A 21,345-nucleotide genomic window follows, 5' to 3' on the forward strand; every position below is an offset into this window, starting at 1 on the left:
TAAATTAAACTATAAAATCCTCATTTGTATATCACAGGCTTGCCTTACCCATAGCTAAAGGCCATTCAGTCTTTTGTTTTTCTCCCTTACGCTTAGCTACACAATCCGCCAGCCAACAGAGCAGTTTCCAACTAATACCGCATGCTATATATGCGTCTCTATGTGTAGAGTCTAGGTATGGAGCATATTCACATACATCAGCACCAACAAGATCAATGTCTCCATTTTTTCTGAGATATCGAATAATGTCCCATATTTGTCTAGACTTTAGTCCAAAGGGCTCCACCGCTGAATTGGAAGCATTATCCGTAGCGTCAAGGCTATCGAGATCTAGAGTGAAATATGTAGGTCCATCTCCAACAACCTCTAAAATCCTTTCTGCAATTTTGTCCGTCCCCAGCTCAAATACTTGATCGGCAGTATAAGTAGTTACGCCAAAATTTTTTGCATGTCCACCAACCAAGGCTGTCATCCTTCCCCGGATACCCATAGTTATCATACGTTCTGGGTCGAGATATCCCTCTGCCATATTTTTTGTGAATTGATTGCCAGAGTGATATGGATAGTTAAAATCCGCGAAGGTTACCAGGTCATAATGCGCGTCGAAATGAATCAAACTTAATGGGCCAAATTTTCTGCCGAGAACATTAATTGGTGCATAGCTAATTGTATGATCACCACCCCAGGTAAATGTGACACAGTCATTATCTAGAACTATCTTTTCATATTCCTGGATTATTTTAGATACCTCATCAGACAAATCAAATCGCCCGTAAGTATCAATATTTCCATAATCTATGATTCTACATGTATCGAAAGGTATATCCCAACCTCCATCAGGATTTGGTTCGATAGTCCCCATGGCATTCTTTGAAAACTCACGAAGGACTTTTGGACCATATTTATGAGATGCATTCATCGGCGCAGCCTTTTCTAAGGGCTGGCCAACTATTACGAGGTCTGCATTTTTACAGTCCCGAGAGTAAGGCGACATAAAGCCACCTAAATAATCCTTGTTTAGGTTACCAACAACTTCTAATCCAACGCCGCCCACCTTACCCATTCTTTGTAGGTGAGACGCTACTTCCGGGTCTATCCCATCAGAGCTTCTAGAATGTTTCCATAAATCCTGAAGACGTGCTTTTTTCTCTTTCGACATTTCTGGATAAGGGTAATTCCTTTTACTCATTTTTACGTCCACTTAAATAACAATATGAAACACCTTAAATTATATCTAAGTATGAGCCAATTTATTGAATGCAGAGATAGAAAGCCCTGCACTAAAACCACCATCAACATTAATGGCTTGACCATTGATAAAGGTACAGTCATGTGACGCTAGAAAATGTATCAAAGCGGCAATTTCATCTGGATGTGCAATGCGTCCCAAAGGAACAGCAACTTTTTCCATAGCTAATTGCGGTTCGCCGCCTTCTGCTTGGGCCATTGGTGTATCAACGGAAGTTGGGCATATGGCATTTACCCTAATATTTTGTGCCCCTAACTCCAATGCTGCTGTCTGTGTAATACCAACAACTGCCCATTTTGATGCAACATATGGAGCAAGGTAAGGAACGCCAGATTTTGCGGCGGCTGAAGCAACATTGACTATGGAGCCACCATACTTCATATGAGGTGTGGCGTATTTTATACCAAAAACGACTCCCATTGTATTGACGCTATAGCTTGCCCCAAAGTCATTGCAATCTACGTTAAGCAGCGTTTCATATCCTTTGTTTATGCCTGCACAATTAACCAAAGTATCTATTTTCCCAAATTTTTCTGCTGCGTAATTCATTAATTCTTTTACTTGTGACTCACTTGATACGTCTGTTTCAACAAAGTCGCCGCCTTCTATATCCCGAATTGCATTATCCCCACTACCAATACCCGCTATAATGACGTGAGCGCCAGCCTTATGGAAACGTTTTGCAGTGCTCAATCCAATTCCTGAGTTTCCTCCAGTTATCACTGCCACTTGGTCATTAATATCAAAGAATCTATTCATAGCTTATTTCTCCAAAATTCGGTTTTCCTAGGAACTGTTAGTTTTCGGCTGCTATCATTTCTTTGTTAAGGTTTTTGACCTTTTAATTGGATTAATTTTTTCAAAAGAAATGAGTGGGAAAGTACAAGTCTGAGCATTTTGAATGCTCACATGGAAATCTTATTAAATACAATATAATTATATGAACCTAAAAGTAAGCTATTACCTCTTAAATATTACTAAATTCCTGGAGACAAGCCTCCACTTACAGGTAATACAACACCTGTAATATACGATGCCTCATCACTTGCTAAAAAAGCTATTGCCGCAGCAACCTCAAAGGGTTCTGCTGGGCGCCCTAACGGTATAGATGAGTTTTCTTGTTCGGCTGCCTGAGAAATAGAAATTCCTTCGCCTTCAGCTATTGCCGCATAAGCTTGCTGCAACATATCTGTATTGATTGCACCAGGTGCTACAACATTAACCCTTATGCCCTTGTCTGCATATTCTAAAGCTAAAGCTTTGGTTGCACCTACCAATGCATGCTTTGTAGCTATATAAGGATATGGCATACCCGCAGAAACCCCGATACCAGCTGTAGATGCAACATTGACTATTGCCCCAGAACCCTCTTTTTCCATTATCTTCAGTACTCCCTTACACATAGATAATGCACCTTTTACATTGATGCTGTAATTAATATCCCAATCTTTATTCTCATTTTCATTTAAAATGGCGGATCCAAATCCAACCCCAGCGTTATTGACTAAAATATCAATGCGACCAAATTTATCTGCCAGGTCATTAACTGCATTATCTATTTGATCAGGTTTTGACATATCTATAAATATATATGTAGCCTCCCAGCCACTAGATTCTATTTCTTTAACATTACATTCAAGGCTATCCTTTGACTTTTCTCTCCCTGCAAGGATCACAGTTGCTCCTAATGAGGCTAGTTTTATTGCTACAGCTTGACCCAACCCTTTTTGCTTGGTAGCACCAGTTATAATCGCGATCTTACCTGAGAGTTTTTTCATAAAGCAGGCTCTGAGATTAATGGCTAGTTATATAGTAGCTAACTACCTAATTGTTTAAATATAAATTTAGAGCTAGATTTTAATTTACTACAATTAATTTTTTGGATAAATCATAAAATTATAGTTTGTAATTCTCCATTGATACCCATCTATACTTTGACCAACAGGTTAATATAACTGGAAGAAAATATGAATGCTGATGCACAAACGAGAAAAACAAGTGGAGATTTTTTAAGTTACTGCATTAGAAGGATATGGAAAGCTGAGGGGGCAAGCGATGAGCACTGCAATGCGGTGGCAAATGCATTAATGATCGGAATATTCCAGGGCAAACTAAATCAGGGACTCGGTGTTTATGAAGCCATAGATTTGACCCATAAAATGGGAATGTTGGATATCAAAGCTGAACCTGAGATCGTTGATGAAGGTCCTAATTGGGCATCAATTGATGGTAAACGCTCATCTGGATACTATACGATGACGAAAGTTGCCCAGACTGCGATCAAAAAAGCAAAAGAGCAAGGCATTTCAATAGTATTTGCTCATAATCATAATGATGCTGGCAGTTTTGGCGCATACACGTGGCTTGCTCATCAAGCCGATTGTGTAGCACAAGCGTCGAATAACTCTGTACCCATGTGCTCCCCACTGGGCGGTATGGGAAATACAATTGCCGTACCGCCGCTTGATGCCATAGGCCCAAGCGGAGAACAGCCACCGGTCTGGATGAGCACGAAACTGTGTGAGTGGTATGATGCAGATACTGCACAGGCTGTTTTGCAAGGTACCAAGCTTAAATATAATGCTGTAATTGACCCGGATACAGGTGAGCTGGGTAATGATTTGGCTCCTTATGCAATTCCAGTCGAGGGATATGGTCGTGTATATGATCAGACCTGCTTCCAGAATCTTCACGAACCCCGGGTTTATATGCTGAATCTATGGAACGAGTTACTAACAGGCATCATAAATCCTAGAGGTATCATAACCCCAGAGGTTCCCACTTTAGCAGACTTCATAAACGGTAAGGCACAGGCTACCTCAGTAGGTGGTAGTTACTATATATGTATTGATCCCTCTAAATTCGGCCCTATTTCCGAAGTAAAGGCTAAGTCTGATCGTTTTGCGAAAGCTATACAGAATACTCCCCCGTTACCGGGCGGTAGAAACTGTCGTATGCCAGGTGGTACTGGTTGGAAGAAGTTAAATCAAAAGTCTGATGAAGTTGAAGTACTTGAAAGTCACTGGGTTCCATTTTTTGAAACCCAAGCCGGCCGACATGGTTGGAGTGAGGAAAGCTTGAAAAAGGAATGGGAAGCGCAGCGGGAATAACGAGGCTATTCATATTTATTACATCAAATTAGATTGGTTTTAAGCTCTACTCTGGCCGCTTCTGCAGCTTTCTTTATAGTGATTTACATGCTTGGACTCGATCCATCAACAACGGACACATCATTTGTCTACTAATTGATCTTCAATTTCGTCTAGGCTGAGATAAGCATTAGGGATGTTAATAGCGGAACTTCTGAGATTATGGCCGAGACATCGCCAACTGTTCACGATCTATCCTTATTCATTATGAGCAGCCTATTCGCTATGTACTTGTGAATCTCTGAGTTGGTTGCTGTTTAAAGATCGTTACCCGCTATGGGTGATTCCAAGAAAGATTGCGGCGCAAACTAATGGTTTCACATTTTAGGTAAAGATACAAAGGCTGTACGATCACTGTTTGCGACCAAATGCTTAAGGCGGCTATTGTCCACTGGTTTCGCCATACTGGTATTTCTGAAGGTTTGAGGTACCGTCCCTGTAAGCATATCCGTGATGATGCGGGAACGGTATGAGAGCAGGCGAAGTAAGTAGGTTAAGGAAGTGCGGTAAAACTACCACCCTACTCTACTGGCAGGTATGCACTATTCCAAATTGAAACGATTGTGGCTCACTAGTGGGCTTGAGCCTGCAGGATATTGAATGACAGTAATAATAAGGTATAGATGTTTAAGCTATATTTTTTAGGGTCAGCTAAGCTGATATATCAAGAGTAAGCTGTCGCGGGATATCACCAAGTGAGTAATTCATGGAACAGCGAATCTATCTACGCGCCATATGAACAAACTGCAGTTACTAATTGAACTCAAGCAATATGAAAGCCAAGTCAATTTTAGCCAGGGTGCTAACTGTTATCTCCATATGCATAGTTATCCCAGCCTGCTCTCAAAGAATAGCTAGCTCAATAGAAAAAGCTGAAAACTTTTCCTTTGTTGACAGAATAACTCCTGAACGTATTAAAAAGTTAGACTTTAGGAAAACTGAATATTGCCCACCTAAGAAAAAGGTATGTATAAGCTATTATTACGGCTCACCTTTAGACGAAAATAACCTTAGCTACTCTGTAACATTAAACCGTGGCGAAAGAGAAAATATCGTTAAGATTAACTTAAATAGAAATTCTTTAGATCGAAATTACTTTGGCACCGTAGTCTTATTGCATGGATTCCGTACTTCAAAAGAATTTATGTTGGATTCTGCTCTATATTTCCGCTTTCTTGGATTTCAGGTTATTGTTCCGGATCTTCTCGGTCATGGTGATACTGGTGGCAGGAGAAAATATGGAGTAGATGATAGTCAATATATTAGTGCTCTTATCGACAACTTAATTGAAGAAGGGATCATCAAAGGTGGAAAAATATATATTGTAGGAAGCTCTATGGGCGCCTTAACGGCATCACATATTTCCACTTCAAGATCAGATATCAGTGGAATCATTCTTTTAGCTCCGATGCTACAATTTGATGAGGCTGTATACAATTATGCAAAAATTGATCACCCCATACTTAGCAGGATTATCCCTGAGAGAGACATACGCAACGGGGCGATTTTGGCTCTTAGAAAATCTAACATAGATTTGAAGGATACAAACATAAAACCCCTCTTAAAATCCTCACAGACTCCGACTCTACTAATACTCTCAGATTCAGACCAAATTTCACCATATGCAAGTTACAAGCAGTTGAAGAAAGATAATATCGAAATATTCAAAATTAATGGCAGGTTTCATCCAAGCATGAATACAATAGGTAATATCGAGCATAATGCAATTGTTAAATGGCTCAATACTACTCAGTAATACTGTCTATAAACTTTTCGGATATATTCAAAATTTAAATATCGTTGGGTGAATCTACCAGAGGCAGAGCGAGATAGAGCAGTTATCTTTTTCGATCCTATAAGCTTTTTTCATAATAAGCCTGGATAAGCCACAACCACGACTACTTAACAACCAATTAAAGGTCATGTTCTTGGGGTGTTCCCACACACTGTCTGGTCGATAGCGAAATGGGAACAACTATTAATCAACGACTGCTATTATTTGAGTTTGAGTAAATGTCTGCTTACATCCTACTCGCCCCTTGATTCATAAAGGAGATGTGCATGAAGAAGCATTCATTCTTATTCATAATGATTTTGATTGCTCTTGCCTTTATAGGGTTTAACGCAGCGGCTGAAGAAGGTAAGCCTAAGCCTCCTCAAAGTAGTGAAGGCAATATTTGTAGTAATGAATATGTCTTATGCACTTCCGCCCCTTGTATCCCGGACCCTAGAAATCCGGATTCAAATGCAATTTGCCAATGTGATGTTAACAAGGGTTTAAACTTCGGGATGTCAGCATGTAAAGCCCGGATTCCTGTGACTGACTCGACCGGTGTAAAAAAAGTCTTATCGACTTTTTCTTTCGCTCAGGCACCGACTAAACCAGTGCTTTCCTGTCCAGAAGGTAACCCTTGGACGGATTGCCTGGATCAACCCTGTATCGTCAACCCAATGAATCCACTCAAAGCCATTTGCACATGCAAAATAGTACGTGATCAGCCTTTTGTAACTTTTGGGGGAGACTGCGTTTCGTTGACTTGTGATACCGGCTATTGGTCAGGCGCAACAGTAGGATCCTATATTGGGGCAAGCAGGCAGCTGATGAAGGCTTTTGGTTTAGACCAGACGCCTGCTAAATATTGTGCGGGAACGAAGGCGAAAGTCTCAGAGTGACCCAGGCTTGACTGGCGAGTCGACCTACAGGCGTCTAATCTAATGCCAAGATAATATTTACTCTTCTAGCTCCTCCCCCTTGCCATAACCTTATGAGGCTTCCTATGAGAAAAGCAACCAGTGAACAAGTAAGCGCAAAGGATCAAGCCAGACTTAAGGCTCCAACTGATTTGGGCGAGAACGCTAGGAGTAGCATTACTACCGCTGTCAATACGCTACTGGCAGACACCTTTGGCTTATACATGAAAACGAAGAATTTTCACTGGCATGTGAGCGGTCCGCACTTCCGGGACTACCATCTACTGTTTGATGATCAGGCCAGTCAAATTTTTGAGATGACCGATGTCTTGGCAGAGCGTGTGCGTAAACTGGGGGGAACCACACTTCGCTCCATTGGCCAGATCGCCAAACTACAACGATCTTCAGATAATGATGCGGATTATGTAGACCCACAAGATATGCTCACGGAACTTGCTGAAGACAACCAGCAAATGATTGCGAATATGCGCAAAGTCCATGAGCTTTGCGATGAGCATCGTGACATTGCAACTGCGAGCATACTGGAGGAGTATATTGATCAGGCTGAAAGGCGATCTTGGTTCTTATTTGAGGCTAGCCGGAGTTCAGGATTAACGCACCACTGAGCGTCACCCCAAAAGACGCAATAATTTTGTGCTCTAGTTGAAGAAGGGAGTTGTTGTATTTTTAGCGGACAACAATTCCTTTCTTACATCTCTACTAGAACTTTCCACTTATTTACAGTGTTAAATTTACAGTTCCAGCCTCAATTTTCTATACAATTTATCTCTCCAGTTACGGAGCGACTGAATAACGTGAAGGCTACTTTATTGGGATTTCAGGTTTGCCCAGGAGGCTGAAATACCAATCTTTTCAACAAGGAAATCAATAAACACCCTGACTTTTGAAGTGAGTACATTAGATTTAGGGTAGACAAGCCAAATCGCTGCCTGGTCATCAATTCTGTAATCCGGAAGTACCCGAACCAGTGTACCCTCTTCTAATTCAGAATGAATATTCCATAACGAACTCATACAAACCCCAACCCCAGCCTTGGCGGCTATACGCATGCTGGCGCCATCATCACAAATTACTCGAGACTTGCCTTTCGGTGGAGGAAATGATCCAGCTTGTTTATCACTTTCAGATATCAGCTTTCTGGGCTTTGAATTCATAAACACCAATAGCTGGTGCCGAATGAGATCTTCAGGCGTATTTGGAGCACCATATTTCTTTAAGTAGCTGGGGGAAGCGCACAGGATTCTCTTGTCTTCTGCAAGTTTACGTCCAATAAGACTACTGTCTTCTACGGCATAGTTGCGTAGGGCTAAGTCAAAGCCTCCCTCGATTAGGTTAACTTGTGTATCAGATAGCTTAAGCTCCACATCCACACCGGGATATCGCTCAAGAAATTCAGGCAGTATTGGTGCTACAAAGCGCTGTACAAATGTGCTTGAAGCCGCAAATCTTAGCGTTCCGCTCACATTTGAACTGCCTTTACCCAGGGCTGCCAAGGCAGCATCTTCTTGGGCAAGGATCTCTCTAGCATAGGGAAGGAATTCGGCTCCTTCTGTCGATAAAGTGACCTTCCGAGTGGATCTATGGAATAGATCCGCCCCTAATTGAACCTCAAGCTTTGACAGGCGCGCACTGGCTACTGATGGAGCCAACCCAAGCTGACGCCCTGCGGAACTGATATTGAGCAGGTCAGCAGCCAGCACAAAAAGCCTTATTCCGTTCGTATCCACCAATTATATCCAAAATCAGAATTCTGAATCCATTTATACCTCATTTATTCGTAATAACCAATGAATTAGGCTTTGCCCAGCTGTTGAGTAGTTGCCCTCAAAAGGTCTTGTAGCTAAGCAATAACAGGAAGTTCGTTCGCGATTAGAAGAGATAAATAGATGGTATTTTCTCTCTTCAGAACATTTATGGGATATGAGCCAACTGATCCCAATTGTGCAAAGGACATGGCAATGCCAACAACCATAACCCGCTGTGTCAACTATGTTGAAGGGGATGTTTAGTGACTTCTGGCCAAAGAGATAGAAAAGCTTGGTTTCCCGAAATCAATACTGGCTTCAATAGCGTATTTAAACCTGGACGACTTTCTATAGGCCTAGTCGTCCCTATTGAAAACTACTCGACAACCTCTGTGCCAACTATGGCAGATCATATTGAGAGAGTTCAACTCGCTGAGGAGCTAGGTTTTAGCGCCGTTTGGCTAAGAGACGTGCCGTTCAATGTGCCTTCATTTGGTGATGCCGGGCAAGTATTTGATCCTTTCGTCTATCTTGGATTACTTGCAGGTGCTACTTCAAAGATTAGCCTCGGCATAGCGAGTCTTATTTTGCCATTACGTCACCCGACACACGTTGCAAAAGCAGCTGCCTCGGTTGATCAACTCTCCGGAGGGCGACTTATCCTTGGCATTGCCAGCGGCGATCGCCCTGAAGAGTATCCAGCGATGAATGTTCCTTATAAGGATAGGGGGGAGATTTTTCGTGAGAGTTACAAATATATTCGAAAAATAACAGCCCCCTACCCTCATTTTGAGAATCGCCTTGGGGCAGTATCTGGCGAAGTGGACCTTTTGCCAAAGCCTTATGGCCAACAATTGCCGTTACTAATAACAGGATCCTCCCAGCAGGTCCCAGATTGGCTAGTGAGCAATGGCGACGGATGGATTACATATCCCAGGCCCCTTATAGAGCAGAAGCATTTTATTAAACAACTAAGAAAAAACATCTGCGAAGAAGGGGTCCCTGCCAAGCCAGTTATGGAGCCACTGTATATTGATGTTATTGACGACCCTGATTGTCCGCCACAACCAATACATTTGGGGTTTCGCATTGGCATCAATCAATTAGCTGTGTATTTGAAGTCAAGAGCGGCAATTGGCATTAATCATATTGCGCTTAATCTACGCTTTAATAAACGAGACGTACAAGAAACACTTCAACAGATTGCTACAAATATTCTTCCAGAGTTGAAAGGATAGGAATAATTAATGACGAAGACAATTTTACTAACAGGCGCAACAGATGGTATTGGACTGGAAACGGCAAAGCTATTAGCGTCAAAAGGCCATACTTTACTGTTGCATGGCAGAAGCAAGTCTAAATTGGCACAGGTAAAGAAAAGCATCTCACAAGATTACCCTGAAACCACAATAGACACTTTTCTGGCAGACCTCACTAACCTATCTGAAGTTGAGGCACTGGCAGTAAAAGTTAAAAGTCACTATTCAAATATTGACGTACTAATAAACAATGCTGGTGTACTTAAAATACCCAACCCAGTTACAGACTCAGGGTACGATATTCGTTTTATCGTAAATACTATTGCACCATATATATTAACCAAGCACCTTTTAACTCTGTTCAATAGTAGTGGCCGTGTCATCAATCTATCCTCTGCCGCCCAGGCGCCTGTGAATCTGGAAGCGCTTAAAGGTGAGCAACTCCTCTCTGATAGTGATGCTTATGCCCAGAGTAAATTGGCTATTACGATGTGGACATTCCAATTATCCAAATCCCTTGGCAATGAAGCCCCAGCATTCATTGCCATTAACCCCGCATCATTCTTGGGCAGCAAAATGGTGAAAGAGGCTTATGGCTCGCTTGGGAGAGATATAGGTATTGGCGCTGATGTATTGGTTCGAGCAGCTCTTAGTGATGAATTCTCCAGTGCTACCGGCAAGTACTTTGATAACGACCTGGGCAATTGGTCTCAGCCACACCCCGATGCTCTTGATGAGGCAAAGAATGAATTGCTTATTTTAGAAATTGAAAGCGTTGCTAATGAGTTAGGGGCTCAAATCCCCTAAAGCATAACCTGTAACTTAAACAATCAATACCTTCCCCCCCTAAAAGGACATAATGATGAAGTATGAAGGCTTTACTACATTCTCAACCGCACAAAAGGAAGGCATTTTAACGGTCACATTTGATTTTGGGCCAGTTAATGTCCAGGGGCAAGAAATGCTGGCGGACCTTAACAGTTTAGCCATGCGCCTGGAACGGGATCGCAATACCAAAGTGGTAGTTTTTCAATCGGCAAACCCTGAAATTTGGGTCTGTCACTATGACACCGAGCTCTTAAAGGATATGTCTGATGAGGCAATATCCCGAGATGAAGTTAAGTTACTCGATTTACAAGCGGTTTGTGAGCGAATTAGTAAAGTTCCACAGGCAACCATTGCCAAACTGGAAGGCTTTGCTCGAGGCGGCGGCCACGAGTTGGCGCTGGCCCTGGATATGCGCTTTGCCGCACGTGGCAAATTTAAGTTTATGCAAATGGAAGTTGGTATGGGAATACTGCCCTGCGGTGGTGGCGCATCTCGGATGGCTCGCCAGACCGGTTTAGGGAGAGCATTAGAGATCATTCTAAGTGCTCGAGACTTCGATGCAGATGAGGCGGAGAGGCTAGGTACAATTAACAAAGCACTGGACCCTGATGAAATCGGTGAATATGTAGATTCACTAGCAAAGAGAATCTCTCAATTTCCTGCTGAATCTATCAATGCCTGTAAGCAGGCCGTATATGAGTCCATCGACAAGCCCATAGATGAAGCATTGAAGGCTGAAGCCTACTGGTTATATCAAGCGACCAGTAAAACACCTGCACTAAAGCGGTTTTCGATCGCTGATGAGCAGGGATTAGAGCACGATATTGAAAATCAGCGTAATTGGAGTGAACTGGTCATGCAAGTACAGAGCATCAATTAGCCCTTGGAAAGACTTCTCTTTCCAATAGAAAAATAGAGTCTCTCTATTCTAAGGGCTGACTATTAATAATTCGCCCTGATAATCAGTCCAAAATCCTGATTAACTACCATTATTACCCGTGATATTTGAGAATTAAAAATGAAAGCAATGATAGTAAATGCCTTTGGCGGTCCAGATGTATTTGAAGAAGCCGATGTAGCAAAGCCAACAATTAAGGCTGGACATGTACTGGTAAAGGTTGCAGCAACCAGCGTTAACACCGTCGATACGATGATCCGAGAAATGGGCACGGAACTGCCCTTCTCTCCACCTCTTCCCGCCATCTTAGGCATGGATTTCGCTGGTACGATTGAAGAGGTTGGTGAAGGTGTCAGTGACTATAAGGTTGGCGATGAAGTCTATGGTTGTGCCGGTGGTTTAGCAGATTTACCGGGCACCCTGGCCGAATATATGATTGCGGATGCCAACCTGATCGCATTAAAGCCCACAAATTTAACCATGCGAGAAGCAGCTGCTTTACCACTGGTTGGTATTACCGCGTATGAAGGGCTAAAACGTGCCGGTATTAAAGCGGGTCAGAAAGTCCTTGTTCATGGTGGTTCGGGAGGCGTTGGGCATATTGCCTTGCAATTAGCCCGTCACTTTGACACCGAGGTCTTTTCAACAGGCGCCGGAGAGCCTCAAATGGCTCTAATCAAAAAGCTCGGTGGAACACCAATCAACTACAAAAAAGAAACGGTCGAGGAATACGTCAAAGAACACACAAATGACAAAGGCTTTGATATCGTATTCGATTCTGTGGGTGGCGTTAACATGGCAAAATCATTCGAAGCAGCCACACTCAATGGGCAAGTGATATCAACTGTTGCTATGGTTGAGCTTGACTTAACAACGGCCCACCTTAAAGGCCTTTCTTTGCATGTCGTTTTTATGTTGATCCCTATGATTCATAATCAAGGGCGCAAAGACCATGGGACCATTTTAAAAGCCCTTAAATCTATTGTAGAAAAGGGTGATGTCAAACCCGTACTCGACGAATCATCCTTTGGCTATAAGGAGATTGGCAAAGCTCACGCAAGGCTGAGTAGCGGTAAAGCTATGGGCAAAGTTGTCGTCACTGTCGATTGATTTGAGTGCTTATTTCTCGTACTGCGAGGGTCCTCCAACCCTCGTAAAACTAATTTTTCATGTATGGGATCCTCTGAATTATTCCGTGATTCTTCTGGCCTTCAGAGTGGCTCACAACCAAGGCGCGGCTTCGCAGGGATATCTAGACTTTTCACACAGGCAGTGCAGTCTTGGTTACTAGCCACCATTCCCATTTACTTTTCTATTTACTATCAGTAACAGGAAAGAGATGACCAATAGGACCTGAGTGCGATCTTTTTTTTGGGGTTTATCATTTTGGGGGTAGAGGGTGGGGGTGGCCGGTATTTGGGGCTCGGAAGGTGAGGTTTTATTTCCGAAATCGCCTCCCCTATTCAATAAGGCTGAGCGACTCACCCAAATACTGGTTTTATCTCAGGCGTAAATTTAAAAGTCGCTTTAAAGGCTTGGAGGAGTAAGCGGCGGCTGTACGACAAGCTTGCAGGCAGCTCGATAACCGCTGGGTACACGGCATAGGCGACTGTCGACGTCACCTTTCTGCCACACCCAGCTATAGTTCTCACCCATTCTCTCGATACTACTTTCCACTTTTTCTCCAAAGTCACAATTTTTCTAAGGCCAAGCATAGATATTCTGAACTTCACCTCACCTTAACTATAAAGCATAAAGAAATAGCCACCGGAACTAGCGCCAGCAACGCTGCTAATGCCTCGCTCTAATCTATGGGTGTTCAGAATTGCATATACCGGAATTGTTGCCCCGATTATTCTGGGAGTATTTCTAGCTTAACTACACATGGAGTAAAATCTTGCAATCCTTTAAATGTATTTACACCAGATTTCTCAACGTACCAAACTCGATAAATTAAACGCTTTTGATAATCACCAACGGCCCCTTCTGAAAGAAGTCTATTGATACATTCACTAGGTGACCTACGCAGGGTAAATAGCATATCATCAATCTTAGCTACAGGCCTTTGAGGACCATTTTTTTCTTTCCAGGAAAACGGGATTTTCCCATACACGACCCTCCCTTCGGCATAATTAACATCCCCTTCTTTCATAGCTTTACGATGTTTATATATGGTAAAACATTCTGACAACGTAAGAGTCAGGGCAAATAGTGTTAAAAACACCCACCCTATAAGCAACCACTTAACCGACTCAAATTTCCACAATTCACTCTCTCTTTCAAAAATAAATATTTTATATGAAAAAAAACCTAAAACACAAAGTAAGATTAGAGTTATAACCCACCCTGTATAACTATAGCCGACAACGAAAGTCATCGGCTCAAATAAAGATTTACTTAACATTCTCTAAAGCAAAATCCTCAAAATTTTCAGTTTTCTTAATTAGAGCCTCATCAAACCATTCGCTGCAAAGATTCTTGGGTGCCTGAACCGTCAACGCATAAAGCGCTTTTTCGAATATTGTACTCTCGCCTCTAGCAGACCTCCAAGCGCGCTGTCTTGTCACGTCAATTCCTGGGGAGAGTTTTCTCAACAAATCCCACTTAGGCTTTGATTGATTATTTTTATCCAGTTCTATGCTCCAACCTGTCGTACCTCCAAAAGTGAAAATATGACCTTCACCAACACTTCCACCTTTTTGATTCAGAATAGGACTATATTCAATAACTCCGACAGGAGAGGCTGTTGAAATTTTAAACATCTTTCCAAGCCTACCAAGAGGTCTACCTGCTACTACTTCCCCTTCCCACTCAGCACTATACACTATTGTCTTACCACCTTCTTCGGCGCATCCAGCATAGCCCAAATCAGCGATTACGAGTTTTACTTCAAGCCCAAGTAAAAAACCAGTTGTATTAACTGAGGGCTGAAACTCACATGCTGAGTCCCAGAAAAACTTACCTACGGAATAGTAACCAATTAGATCAGCTAGATTTACTGCGAATTTGTAAACCAGCCCTCCTCAGAAATAACTAAATGAAGCGAACCTAGCTTATTATACTCGTCAAGCCAGTATTCTCATGATTCTCCCACCCCAAATGAAACTAACTTTTCATGTATATAAGAAGTACAAATTAAAAGGACTATTATGAAATAACGTGGCTGTAGTGGTCCAATCCTTCCTAACACTTCGCTAAGATGGTAAAACTACACAGCGATCTGAAGTATGACAATAAAAGTTACACGCCAGCTTTTCAAGACAGAATTCAAGAACGGCGTGGTTTCTAAGGAATGTTTAGACCTTTCGAGAAATCGTAACGCAGAGTGTAAGTCACTCTGCAAACACCCAAGAGCTCACAGCGGTATTGCGGAATCATTCAGAAGCACTCTAGGTTCGGCCAGGTGATTTTTGATGGTCTTTATGTGTAGTGCGTTCTTGGTTCTGGCCTTCATCCCTGATTTCCTTTTTCTCACCATCAGTAAGCTGATAAGTGGGCTTCTTGAAAGGTGGCTATGGGCAAAATTGTAGTTACTATTGACTGACTCTTGAAGAATCCAAAAGCTATGGCCCACTTGTTGGGCCTAAACAAACCATTTAACATCGAACTAGGATCCTAGCTGAGCAATTGCGAGCAAACAAATTTTACTCATCAGGCTTATAACCCGGGTTATATATCGAATATACCCTAACATATGAAAACTTGTTGCTTGGACTTACATCATAAAAAGCACACATCATAAGCCTGAATTTTGAGCCGGCATTATAAGTTATGCCATTCCACTCAAGATCCTCTTTACAGAGGAAATCTATCGGCGCTTCAGAAGCTACAGTTTTTTCATCCGCCAAGAAATGAGTATGACTTAGAATCACCTCCTGCATTTTTTCAGAGACGCCCTCCCAGAAGGCCAGAATCTGGTCGCGTCCAATATTTTTACGGGCTTGGGGAACATACTCAAAAGTTGCACTCTTTTCGTAATACTTATCAAAGAAATCATCCAAGCTGATTCCTCCAGTGAAAGTAGAGTTAAAATCACTAATATACTTCCGATATCTTTTCTCAGCAAACATTTAAATAACTCTTACACTCTCAAACCAAAGGGGGAAGTTAAAATTTCTTAAAATAAAAATTTCAACAGCCATAATAAGAACTAAAAAATTTTCACTAACATTTACCAAAATTGTGTTAAGTTAAATTGTAGTGGCCAGGTGCAATGACGCCATTTGGATCGAAAACCTTCTTAATATCCCTTGTGACCTGCCAAAAAACATCATCAGGATCAACTACAAGATCCATAAAATCAACAAACAGACGGTTAGGATGGAAGCCGGCCTTAATGAATTCTTCATTAAGCTCCTTTGCCAAAGATCGCGACTCCTCTCGCGCTACTTTATCGGTACGTATAAAGTGCGTTGATATACTGAAATGAGTTGTCTTGTCATCAACAAGGCCAAATGCATAACTTGCTTGGGCCTTACTGTAATGTGTATTTACTTTGCGAACAATTGAGTTTGCCTGCTGAACATATTCAACATTCATGGGTACTGTTGGAAGAATGAAATGCATACCAATGTCAGTGTGATCCGGATTCTCCCATCCTTCAGGAAGTTCCGTTTGAGCCGGCCAATAAATACTCATAATAGGTCGATCACTTGGCTCACCCAATGCCATACGATAAAAGCCTGCATTACAATGAATAAAAGAGCTCATTTTTTTCCAGCCGACAAGCTTGGAAGCATACAACCCTAAGTTAATCAACCTATCAGTCACATAAAAAGTAATACCCCAAGAACTCAATCTCTTCAACTCTTTTTTTGCTGCTTTTATCTGGTATTTGGTACCACTGATATTTGAAAATATTACACCTGCACCAAATGAGTATCGATTCAGAAACCCCATCAAGCTCTCGCGATCTATATCAACACCCTGCCCCTTAAGATCTTGATACATTACAGGAGCCAGACCATTTTTAACCCGGACATTTTCATAGTAATGAGTAATAGAATTAACCAACCCAAGTTGTTTAATTCCTTTGAGGGCATTGATTGCATCACCCAGGTAACTTTCATCCTTTAAAACCGTCAAAAACATGCACTTTTTTTCAGGCCTTCTCCTCAACTCTATTGTTGCACAAGTTACAACTCCAAAATTTGATTGCAAAAAAATCCGAAGATATGATGGCCCTATTCCTTCCGGAAAGGTATTAGTTGCTTTACAATTTGCATAATGCCCAAATCCCGTCTTAAATATTCTCCCATCCCCTAGAACAACCTCCAGATTAAGAAGTTGCTTATATCGCTCCATATTGTACCCCACCCCTTTGTCTAGAGCGTTGCCTACTATACTTGTATCCTTTGCAGAGCCTGTTGTGTCTGAAAAATACTTTGAGCCAGTCTCGTTGAGGTAATTAAAAAGTTGAAACTGTGTCACTCCCGGCTCAATAACTGCATAGCCAAACTCTTCATTTACTTCGATAATCTTATTCATTCGATGAAGATCAACAAGTATTAGATCACCCTGCGTTGATAATTTTGAACCAAAACCCCAGGACTTTCCGGTACTAAAAGGCTGTATACAAACTTTAAATTTATTTGCATTTAAGACTATCTGTCGAACTTCCTCAGCAGACTCAGGATATAAGATTAACGGAACATCAACGCTATACGATGTAACATTTTCAATATGCTGTGCTATTTCATCCTGCTCAGATACAACTTGATCAGCCCTAAAAGTTTTTTTTATCTCCAGCAAAAAATCTCTAATCATAACCACTCCACACAGCCCTATACTGGTACAAAATCGCGACATCCTAGTGCTTTACTGGAGATCTACTATTACTCTAAAAGCAAAAGAGCAAACAAATAGACCTAAACCAAATAGCGAAAAGACAAACAAACCTTAGAGTTCAATTAGGTGACAAAAATAGAAGTTAAGCGACAAATCAATATATAAGTCACTTCTACACATATTAGAGTGTAACCCTTCGTGTTGAAGATATTTATAAAGACAATAGTGAGATAGAGTATGTATATAAAGGCGCCCACCTCCTCAGACACCCCCTTGTGGGATCGCCTGATGGGCAACTACACCTTTGCTTGTCTGAAGGTTGCCGCTCAACTTGATATTTACGGCCTGATAGACAAGGGCTACAACACTAGCGACAAGATCTCTCAGGCACTCCAACTTAGTAGCAAGGGTGTTGAGCAATATCTTTTGATTCTTAATCACCTGGGTTATATCAAAATGGAACTGGCCCAGTATGAGAACACTGAGCTGGCAAAGAATTATTTAGATAAGAACAGTTTATATTATTGGGGGGAAGTCCTGCTGGACCCCTTTGCTATTTACGATATCAATCATTTGGACAAGAAAATTATAACCAGCCTTAAGCGGGAATATGAATTGGAGTGTAAGGGGCGTTCAGTAACCGATATGTGGCAAAACGATGAAATGGATAATGATTCGGCAGCCGCTTTTACTCATCTAATGCACTCTCAGGGTTTCGCCTCTGCAGTCAAAGCCGCTTCAGACGGTATTTTCAAACAGGTTGATACCTTACTTGATGCTGGTGCCGGCTCAGGGACTATCGCCCTGGCCTTTTGTGAAACGTATCCAAATCGCAGTGCTTTACTCTTTGATCTTGCCCCAGTCTGTGAAACTGCCAAGGAGTATGTACAAAAATTTAACAAAACACGGCAAATAATCATTGCAAAGGGGGACCTATTCAGTGCTGAGTGGCCCACGGGATTTGACGGCCTCTGCTTTAGCAATGTACTACACGACTGGCAAGAAGCTATCTGTGAATCCTTACTGAGTAAGGCCTTCTCTCTACTGCCCAAAGAGGGTTTTATCTTTATTCATGACATGATCCTAGATCAAAGCCAGCTTACACCGAGCTTATTTAGCTTCCATCTTTTTATGAATCATGGTTCACGGTTATATTCCGAAAAGGAGCTATACCAAATGCTCACTAAAGCCGGCTTTAAAAATCCGCAAAGCCACAAAGCACTTGGCTATTTCTCGGTCATTTCAGCGCAAAAGCCCTAGCTGAAGTATTCATAACTATGGCCATCCATCCGGCAAGTCAACTAAAAAATGGAAGCACGGAGCTCCCCATGACCATCGGACACTTAGATTGGAGCCAGCTGTTACACCATGCCAGATCAATATCTGTACAGGGGGGGCTCAGTGTGCCCCCAAACGCCAACCGGATTGAAGACCTACCTATCAGTGGGCCGAAAGAAATCTTAAAAATCTCCAAAGCCTTGGCAAGAACAGAGGGCGCTATATTAATGTCCAGCGGTGGTACCACAGGAAACCCCAAGCTGGCCTATACGCCCTTCCATCAGGCAACACAGAGACTTCTACAACAGTGGAAACCACTTGGGCCTGGCGATGTACTCCTCAACCTTTTCAACCCCGGTCGCCTATGGGGTGCCCACTACTTTATTCAAACTCTCGCCGAAAAAAGCAGAGCTATTACCGCACCTGTAGGGCCCTTTACTCCCACTGAAACAGGCGCTTGGCTGGAGACATTTCGCAAGATAGAGATTAATGCCCTTGCTGGAGCTCCCACAGGATTAGCAGACTTCGCCCGAGGCATCCTGGATGGCAATTGCAAACTGAACATCAAAACAATTATTTGGATGGCGGAACCCTGGACCGAGAAAAAGTTTAATACGGTGCGTATGGCCTTTCCAAATGCCGGCTTCTGGTGTGACTACGGTTCGGTGGAGACCAACAGCATCGCTGTTAACAGGCCCGAGTGTGATCGGGATACTTACCACCTTTTAGCGGATCAATTGATTGAACCCGACGATCACGGGGCCCTACTCACACGTATTGGCGATGGCTGGACAGTACCAGTTATACGCTATCGGTTAGGGGATTTGATTCGGCAAGCCACTTGCCCATGTGGTCAACCAAATGCATTGCTGATTGAGGGGCGCGCGGACGATGATGTGAGTCTTTATAGTGCGATTTTTAGCGTTAGGAACATACTTGCTATCGCTAGAGAAGAGGATGGTGTTGAGGAGGCGCAGCTGATTCTCACAAAAAGCGGGGAAACACGTAAATCTGCCAGCGAACTTACTTTAGCTTATACCGGTATTACAGAATCCGACATAGTTCGAAAACGAATTCTAGCTGAGATTCATAACTTGGCATCTGTAGTCCAGCAATACCCTGGAGCCTTTAGCACAAAACGGGTTGAAAGGCTGATGAGGGTCAAAAGAACTAACAAGGTGCCGCCTATTATTCAGGCAGACGATATCAATTTGTAGATTTCAGTCAAGCACTAAAGATACAGCATAGGAAACATAGAAATGAAGTCCATAGCTAATTTGTCAGTGCTATTTTCAACCCTACTGTTACGCCCTATACGTGCTGTATGTTCTCAAATGATTGCCAACTTTATAGAAAGCTCTAAATGCTTCCCATTTGATGAAATAATAACTATTGAACGAATTATAAAACATGGCTTTAAGAAAGATAAATATTGCTTTGTAAAGGATGACATCTGTATAAGCTATTATCATGGACCTCCTTTAATAGATCAAAATTTACAATACTCTGTTACATTTGAAGCAGATGGCAGTGAAAGTACTGCCAGCATGAATTTGAATAAGAGTTCTTTAACAAGGATATATTCTGGAACGGTGATATTATTACACGGATTTCGGGTATCCAAAGAATTCATGTTGAACTCGGCAATATATTTTCGTTTCTTAGGTTATCATGTTGTTGTTCCAGATCTTCTCGGCCATGGTGAATCAGGTGGGATTAAGAAATATGGAGTTTATGATAGCAAGCTCATCAACCCTTTTATTAACAACCTCATTGAAGCAGATATTATTAAGAAGGATAATTTTTATATTGTTGGGAACTCAATGGGGGCCTTAACCGCTACCTATATCTCAAATTTGAGAACGGATATCAATGGAGTTATTTTATTAGCCCCAATGCCGCAATTTGATCAAGCCTTATATAATCACTCTAAAGTCACACATCCAATACTTAGCAAAATCATTCCGGAACAAGATATTCGCAAAGGCGCCAGTTTAGTCTTGGAAAAAAATAATATTAACCTGGAGGATACAAATATAATCCCACTTATCCAATCATCTAAAACTCCAATACTTTTAATATCCTCAGATACCGATCGAATCGCTCCTTACTCAGATTACAAAAGCTTAAGCCAAGATAATATTGACTTAGTCAAGATTCACAATAGAAACCATCAGAGTATGACTACAATTGGAGATGACGAACATATCTCGATTATTAGATGGCTCAATAAAACTGAAAAGGATTAATGCTAAATTTACACATCCTATTTATACCCGAATAAATAAATCATCTTACCAACCAATATAACAGTCACGTCCCTGGGAACTTAGCGATATTAGCTCTTAGTGCACCATAGATTTCAAAAATTATACCGCTATATAAACATGGCAATACAGGCATAGACTGGTGCTGGCGATTCAGCCTATTCAGGCCCCGG

At 41.9% G+C, this 21,345-nt stretch carries 20 protein-coding genes; 11 read left to right on the forward strand and 9 right to left on the reverse strand.

The annotated features are described in order from the left end of the window. Positions 1-31 precede the first annotated feature (31 nt). The 3 genes from ACJJIB_RS12245 to ACJJIB_RS12255 form a co-directional block, all read right to left on the reverse strand. The gene (locus tag ACJJIB_RS12245; protein WP_444886247.1) at positions 32-1,189 is read right to left on the reverse strand and encodes an arginase family protein; all 1,158 of its coding nucleotides are present in this window, start codon (positions 1,187-1,189) and stop codon (positions 32-34) included. A 45-nt stretch (positions 1,190-1,234) separates the two neighbouring features. Further along, positions 1,235-2,008, reverse strand: a complete 774-nt coding sequence (locus ACJJIB_RS12250) for an SDR family NAD(P)-dependent oxidoreductase (protein ID WP_444886248.1) — start codon at positions 2,006-2,008, stop codon at positions 1,235-1,237. Between the two features lie 218 nt (positions 2,009-2,226). Beyond that, positions 2,227-3,027, reverse strand: a complete 801-nt coding sequence (locus ACJJIB_RS12255) for an SDR family NAD(P)-dependent oxidoreductase (RefSeq protein ID WP_252081699.1) — start codon at positions 3,025-3,027, stop codon at positions 2,227-2,229. A gap of 189 nt (positions 3,028-3,216) precedes the next feature. On the opposite strand from ACJJIB_RS12255, the gene ACJJIB_RS12260 reads away from it, so the two are divergent. From ACJJIB_RS12260 to ACJJIB_RS12275, 4 genes are all read left to right on the forward strand, one after another. Next, on the forward strand, positions 3,217-4,359 hold the full coding sequence (locus ACJJIB_RS12260; RefSeq protein ID WP_444886249.1) for an Ldh family oxidoreductase: 1,143 nt from the start codon (positions 3,217-3,219) through the stop codon (positions 4,357-4,359). An 811-nt stretch (positions 4,360-5,170) separates the two neighbouring features. After that, complete coding sequence (locus ACJJIB_RS12265; protein ID WP_444886250.1) at positions 5,171-6,154, forward strand: alpha/beta hydrolase; 984 nt, start codon at positions 5,171-5,173, stop codon at positions 6,152-6,154. Positions 6,155-6,459: 305 nt separating this feature from the next. After that, complete coding sequence (locus ACJJIB_RS12270; RefSeq protein WP_444886251.1) at positions 6,460-7,071, forward strand: hypothetical protein; 612 nt, start codon at positions 6,460-6,462, stop codon at positions 7,069-7,071. Positions 7,072-7,175: 104 nt separating this feature from the next. Then, positions 7,176-7,715: a Dps family protein gene (locus ACJJIB_RS12275; protein ID WP_252081703.1), complete on the forward strand. Its 540-nt coding sequence runs from the start codon at positions 7,176-7,178 to the stop codon at positions 7,713-7,715. A gap of 201 nt (positions 7,716-7,916) precedes the next feature. Here the strand turns inward: ACJJIB_RS12275 and ACJJIB_RS12280 are convergent, their stop codons facing one another. Continuing rightward, entirely contained in the window at positions 7,917-8,837 is a 921-nt protein-coding gene (locus ACJJIB_RS12280) for a LysR family transcriptional regulator (protein ID WP_444884794.1), read from the reverse strand. A gap of 281 nt (positions 8,838-9,118) precedes the next feature. On the opposite strand from ACJJIB_RS12280, the gene ACJJIB_RS12285 reads away from it, so the two are divergent. The 4 genes from ACJJIB_RS12285 to ACJJIB_RS12300 all read left to right on the forward strand — a co-directional run bounded on the left by ACJJIB_RS12285 (position 9,119) and on the right by ACJJIB_RS12300 (position 12,950). Next, entirely contained in the window at positions 9,119-10,093 is a 975-nt protein-coding gene (locus tag ACJJIB_RS12285) for an LLM class oxidoreductase (protein WP_444886252.1), read from the forward strand. A gap of 9 nt (positions 10,094-10,102) precedes the next feature. Then, the gene (locus ACJJIB_RS12290; protein ID WP_252081706.1) at positions 10,103-10,921 is read left to right on the forward strand and encodes an SDR family NAD(P)-dependent oxidoreductase; all 819 of its coding nucleotides are present in this window, start codon (positions 10,103-10,105) and stop codon (positions 10,919-10,921) included. 52 nt (positions 10,922-10,973) lie between these two features. Continuing rightward, on the forward strand, positions 10,974-11,822 hold the full coding sequence (locus ACJJIB_RS12295; protein WP_444886253.1) for an enoyl-CoA hydratase/isomerase family protein: 849 nt from the start codon (positions 10,974-10,976) through the stop codon (positions 11,820-11,822). Positions 11,823-11,960: 138 nt separating this feature from the next. Continuing rightward, entirely contained in the window at positions 11,961-12,950 is a 990-nt protein-coding gene (locus ACJJIB_RS12300) for a zinc-dependent alcohol dehydrogenase family protein (protein ID WP_444886254.1), read from the forward strand. A 417-nt stretch (positions 12,951-13,367) separates the two neighbouring features. On the opposite strand, the gene ACJJIB_RS12305 is transcribed toward ACJJIB_RS12300, so the two are convergent. From ACJJIB_RS12305 to ACJJIB_RS12325, 5 genes are all read right to left on the reverse strand, one after another. Further along, a complete protein-coding gene (locus ACJJIB_RS12305) occupies positions 13,368-13,517 on the reverse strand; it encodes a hypothetical protein (RefSeq protein WP_444886255.1) in 150 nt (49 codons plus the stop codon). A gap of 175 nt (positions 13,518-13,692) precedes the next feature. Further along, positions 13,693-14,244, reverse strand: coding sequence for a hypothetical protein (locus ACJJIB_RS12310; RefSeq protein ID WP_444886256.1), 552 nt, complete (start codon positions 14,242-14,244; stop codon positions 13,693-13,695). Next, positions 14,234-14,665 (reverse strand): hypothetical protein, encoded by a 432-nt coding sequence (locus tag ACJJIB_RS12315; protein WP_444886257.1) that lies wholly within the window; start codon positions 14,663-14,665, stop codon positions 14,234-14,236. Before ACJJIB_RS12315 ends, ACJJIB_RS12310 begins: the two co-directional genes overlap by 11 nt. A gap of 819 nt (positions 14,666-15,484) precedes the next feature. Beyond that, positions 15,485-15,910: a nuclear transport factor 2-like protein gene (locus tag ACJJIB_RS12320; RefSeq protein WP_444886258.1), complete on the reverse strand. Its 426-nt coding sequence runs from the start codon at positions 15,908-15,910 to the stop codon at positions 15,485-15,487. 115 nt (positions 15,911-16,025) lie between these two features. Next, the gene (locus ACJJIB_RS12325; protein ID WP_444886259.1) at positions 16,026-17,606 is read right to left on the reverse strand and encodes an FAD-binding oxidoreductase; all 1,581 of its coding nucleotides are present in this window, start codon (positions 17,604-17,606) and stop codon (positions 16,026-16,028) included. 258 nt (positions 17,607-17,864) lie between these two features. On the opposite strand from ACJJIB_RS12325, the gene ACJJIB_RS12330 reads away from it, so the two are divergent. The 3 genes from ACJJIB_RS12330 (at position 17,865) to ACJJIB_RS12340 (ending at position 21,154) form a co-directional block, all read left to right on the forward strand. Next, positions 17,865-18,887 (forward strand): methyltransferase, encoded by a 1,023-nt coding sequence (locus ACJJIB_RS12330; RefSeq protein ID WP_444886260.1) that lies wholly within the window; start codon positions 17,865-17,867, stop codon positions 18,885-18,887. Positions 18,888-18,955: 68 nt separating this feature from the next. Then, positions 18,956-20,122 (forward strand): AMP-binding protein, encoded by a 1,167-nt coding sequence (locus ACJJIB_RS12335; RefSeq protein ID WP_444886261.1) that lies wholly within the window; start codon positions 18,956-18,958, stop codon positions 20,120-20,122. A 42-nt stretch (positions 20,123-20,164) separates the two neighbouring features. Further along, the gene (locus ACJJIB_RS12340) at positions 20,165-21,154 is read left to right on the forward strand and encodes an alpha/beta hydrolase (protein ID WP_444886262.1); all 990 of its coding nucleotides are present in this window, start codon (positions 20,165-20,167) and stop codon (positions 21,152-21,154) included. Positions 21,155-21,345: the final 191 nt, after the last annotated feature.

The sequence above is a fragment of the Microbulbifer mixtoriginis (SeqCode) genome (assembly GCF_052467705.1).

Coding starts and splice junctions, on each gene's coding strand:
- ACJJIB_RS12270 (WP_444886251.1), top strand. CDS start 6,460: ATGAAGAAGCATTCATTCTTATTCATAATGATTTTGATTGCTCTTGCC.
- ACJJIB_RS12335 (WP_444886261.1), top strand. CDS start 18,956: ATGACCATCGGACACTTAGATTGGAGCCAGCTGTTACACCATGCCAGA.
- ACJJIB_RS12325 (WP_444886259.1), bottom strand. CDS start 17,606: ATGATTAGAGATTTTTTGCTGGAGATAAAAAAAACTTTTAGGGCTGAT.
- ACJJIB_RS12300 (WP_444886254.1), top strand. CDS start 11,961: ATGAAAGCAATGATAGTAAATGCCTTTGGCGGTCCAGATGTATTTGAA.
- ACJJIB_RS12265 (WP_444886250.1), top strand. CDS start 5,171: ATGAAAGCCAAGTCAATTTTAGCCAGGGTGCTAACTGTTATCTCCATA.
- ACJJIB_RS12250 (WP_444886248.1), bottom strand. CDS start 2,008: ATGAATAGATTCTTTGATATTAATGACCAAGTGGCAGTGATAACTGGA.
- ACJJIB_RS12330 (WP_444886260.1), top strand. CDS start 17,865: ATGTATATAAAGGCGCCCACCTCCTCAGACACCCCCTTGTGGGATCGC.
- ACJJIB_RS12255 (WP_252081699.1), bottom strand. CDS start 3,027: ATGAAAAAACTCTCAGGTAAGATCGCGATTATAACTGGTGCTACCAAG.
- ACJJIB_RS12260 (WP_444886249.1), top strand. CDS start 3,217: ATGAATGCTGATGCACAAACGAGAAAAACAAGTGGAGATTTTTTAAGT.
- ACJJIB_RS12245 (WP_444886247.1), bottom strand. CDS start 1,189: ATGAGTAAAAGGAATTACCCTTATCCAGAAATGTCGAAAGAGAAAAAA.
- ACJJIB_RS12290 (WP_252081706.1), top strand. CDS start 10,103: ATGACGAAGACAATTTTACTAACAGGCGCAACAGATGGTATTGGACTG.
- ACJJIB_RS12320 (WP_444886258.1), bottom strand. CDS start 15,910: ATGTTTGCTGAGAAAAGATATCGGAAGTATATTAGTGATTTTAACTCT.
- ACJJIB_RS12310 (WP_444886256.1), bottom strand. CDS start 14,244: ATGTTAAGTAAATCTTTATTTGAGCCGATGACTTTCGTTGTCGGCTAT.
- ACJJIB_RS12275 (WP_252081703.1), top strand. CDS start 7,176: ATGAGAAAAGCAACCAGTGAACAAGTAAGCGCAAAGGATCAAGCCAGA.
- ACJJIB_RS12295 (WP_444886253.1), top strand. CDS start 10,974: ATGATGAAGTATGAAGGCTTTACTACATTCTCAACCGCACAAAAGGAA.
- ACJJIB_RS12340 (WP_444886262.1), top strand. CDS start 20,165: ATGAAGTCCATAGCTAATTTGTCAGTGCTATTTTCAACCCTACTGTTA.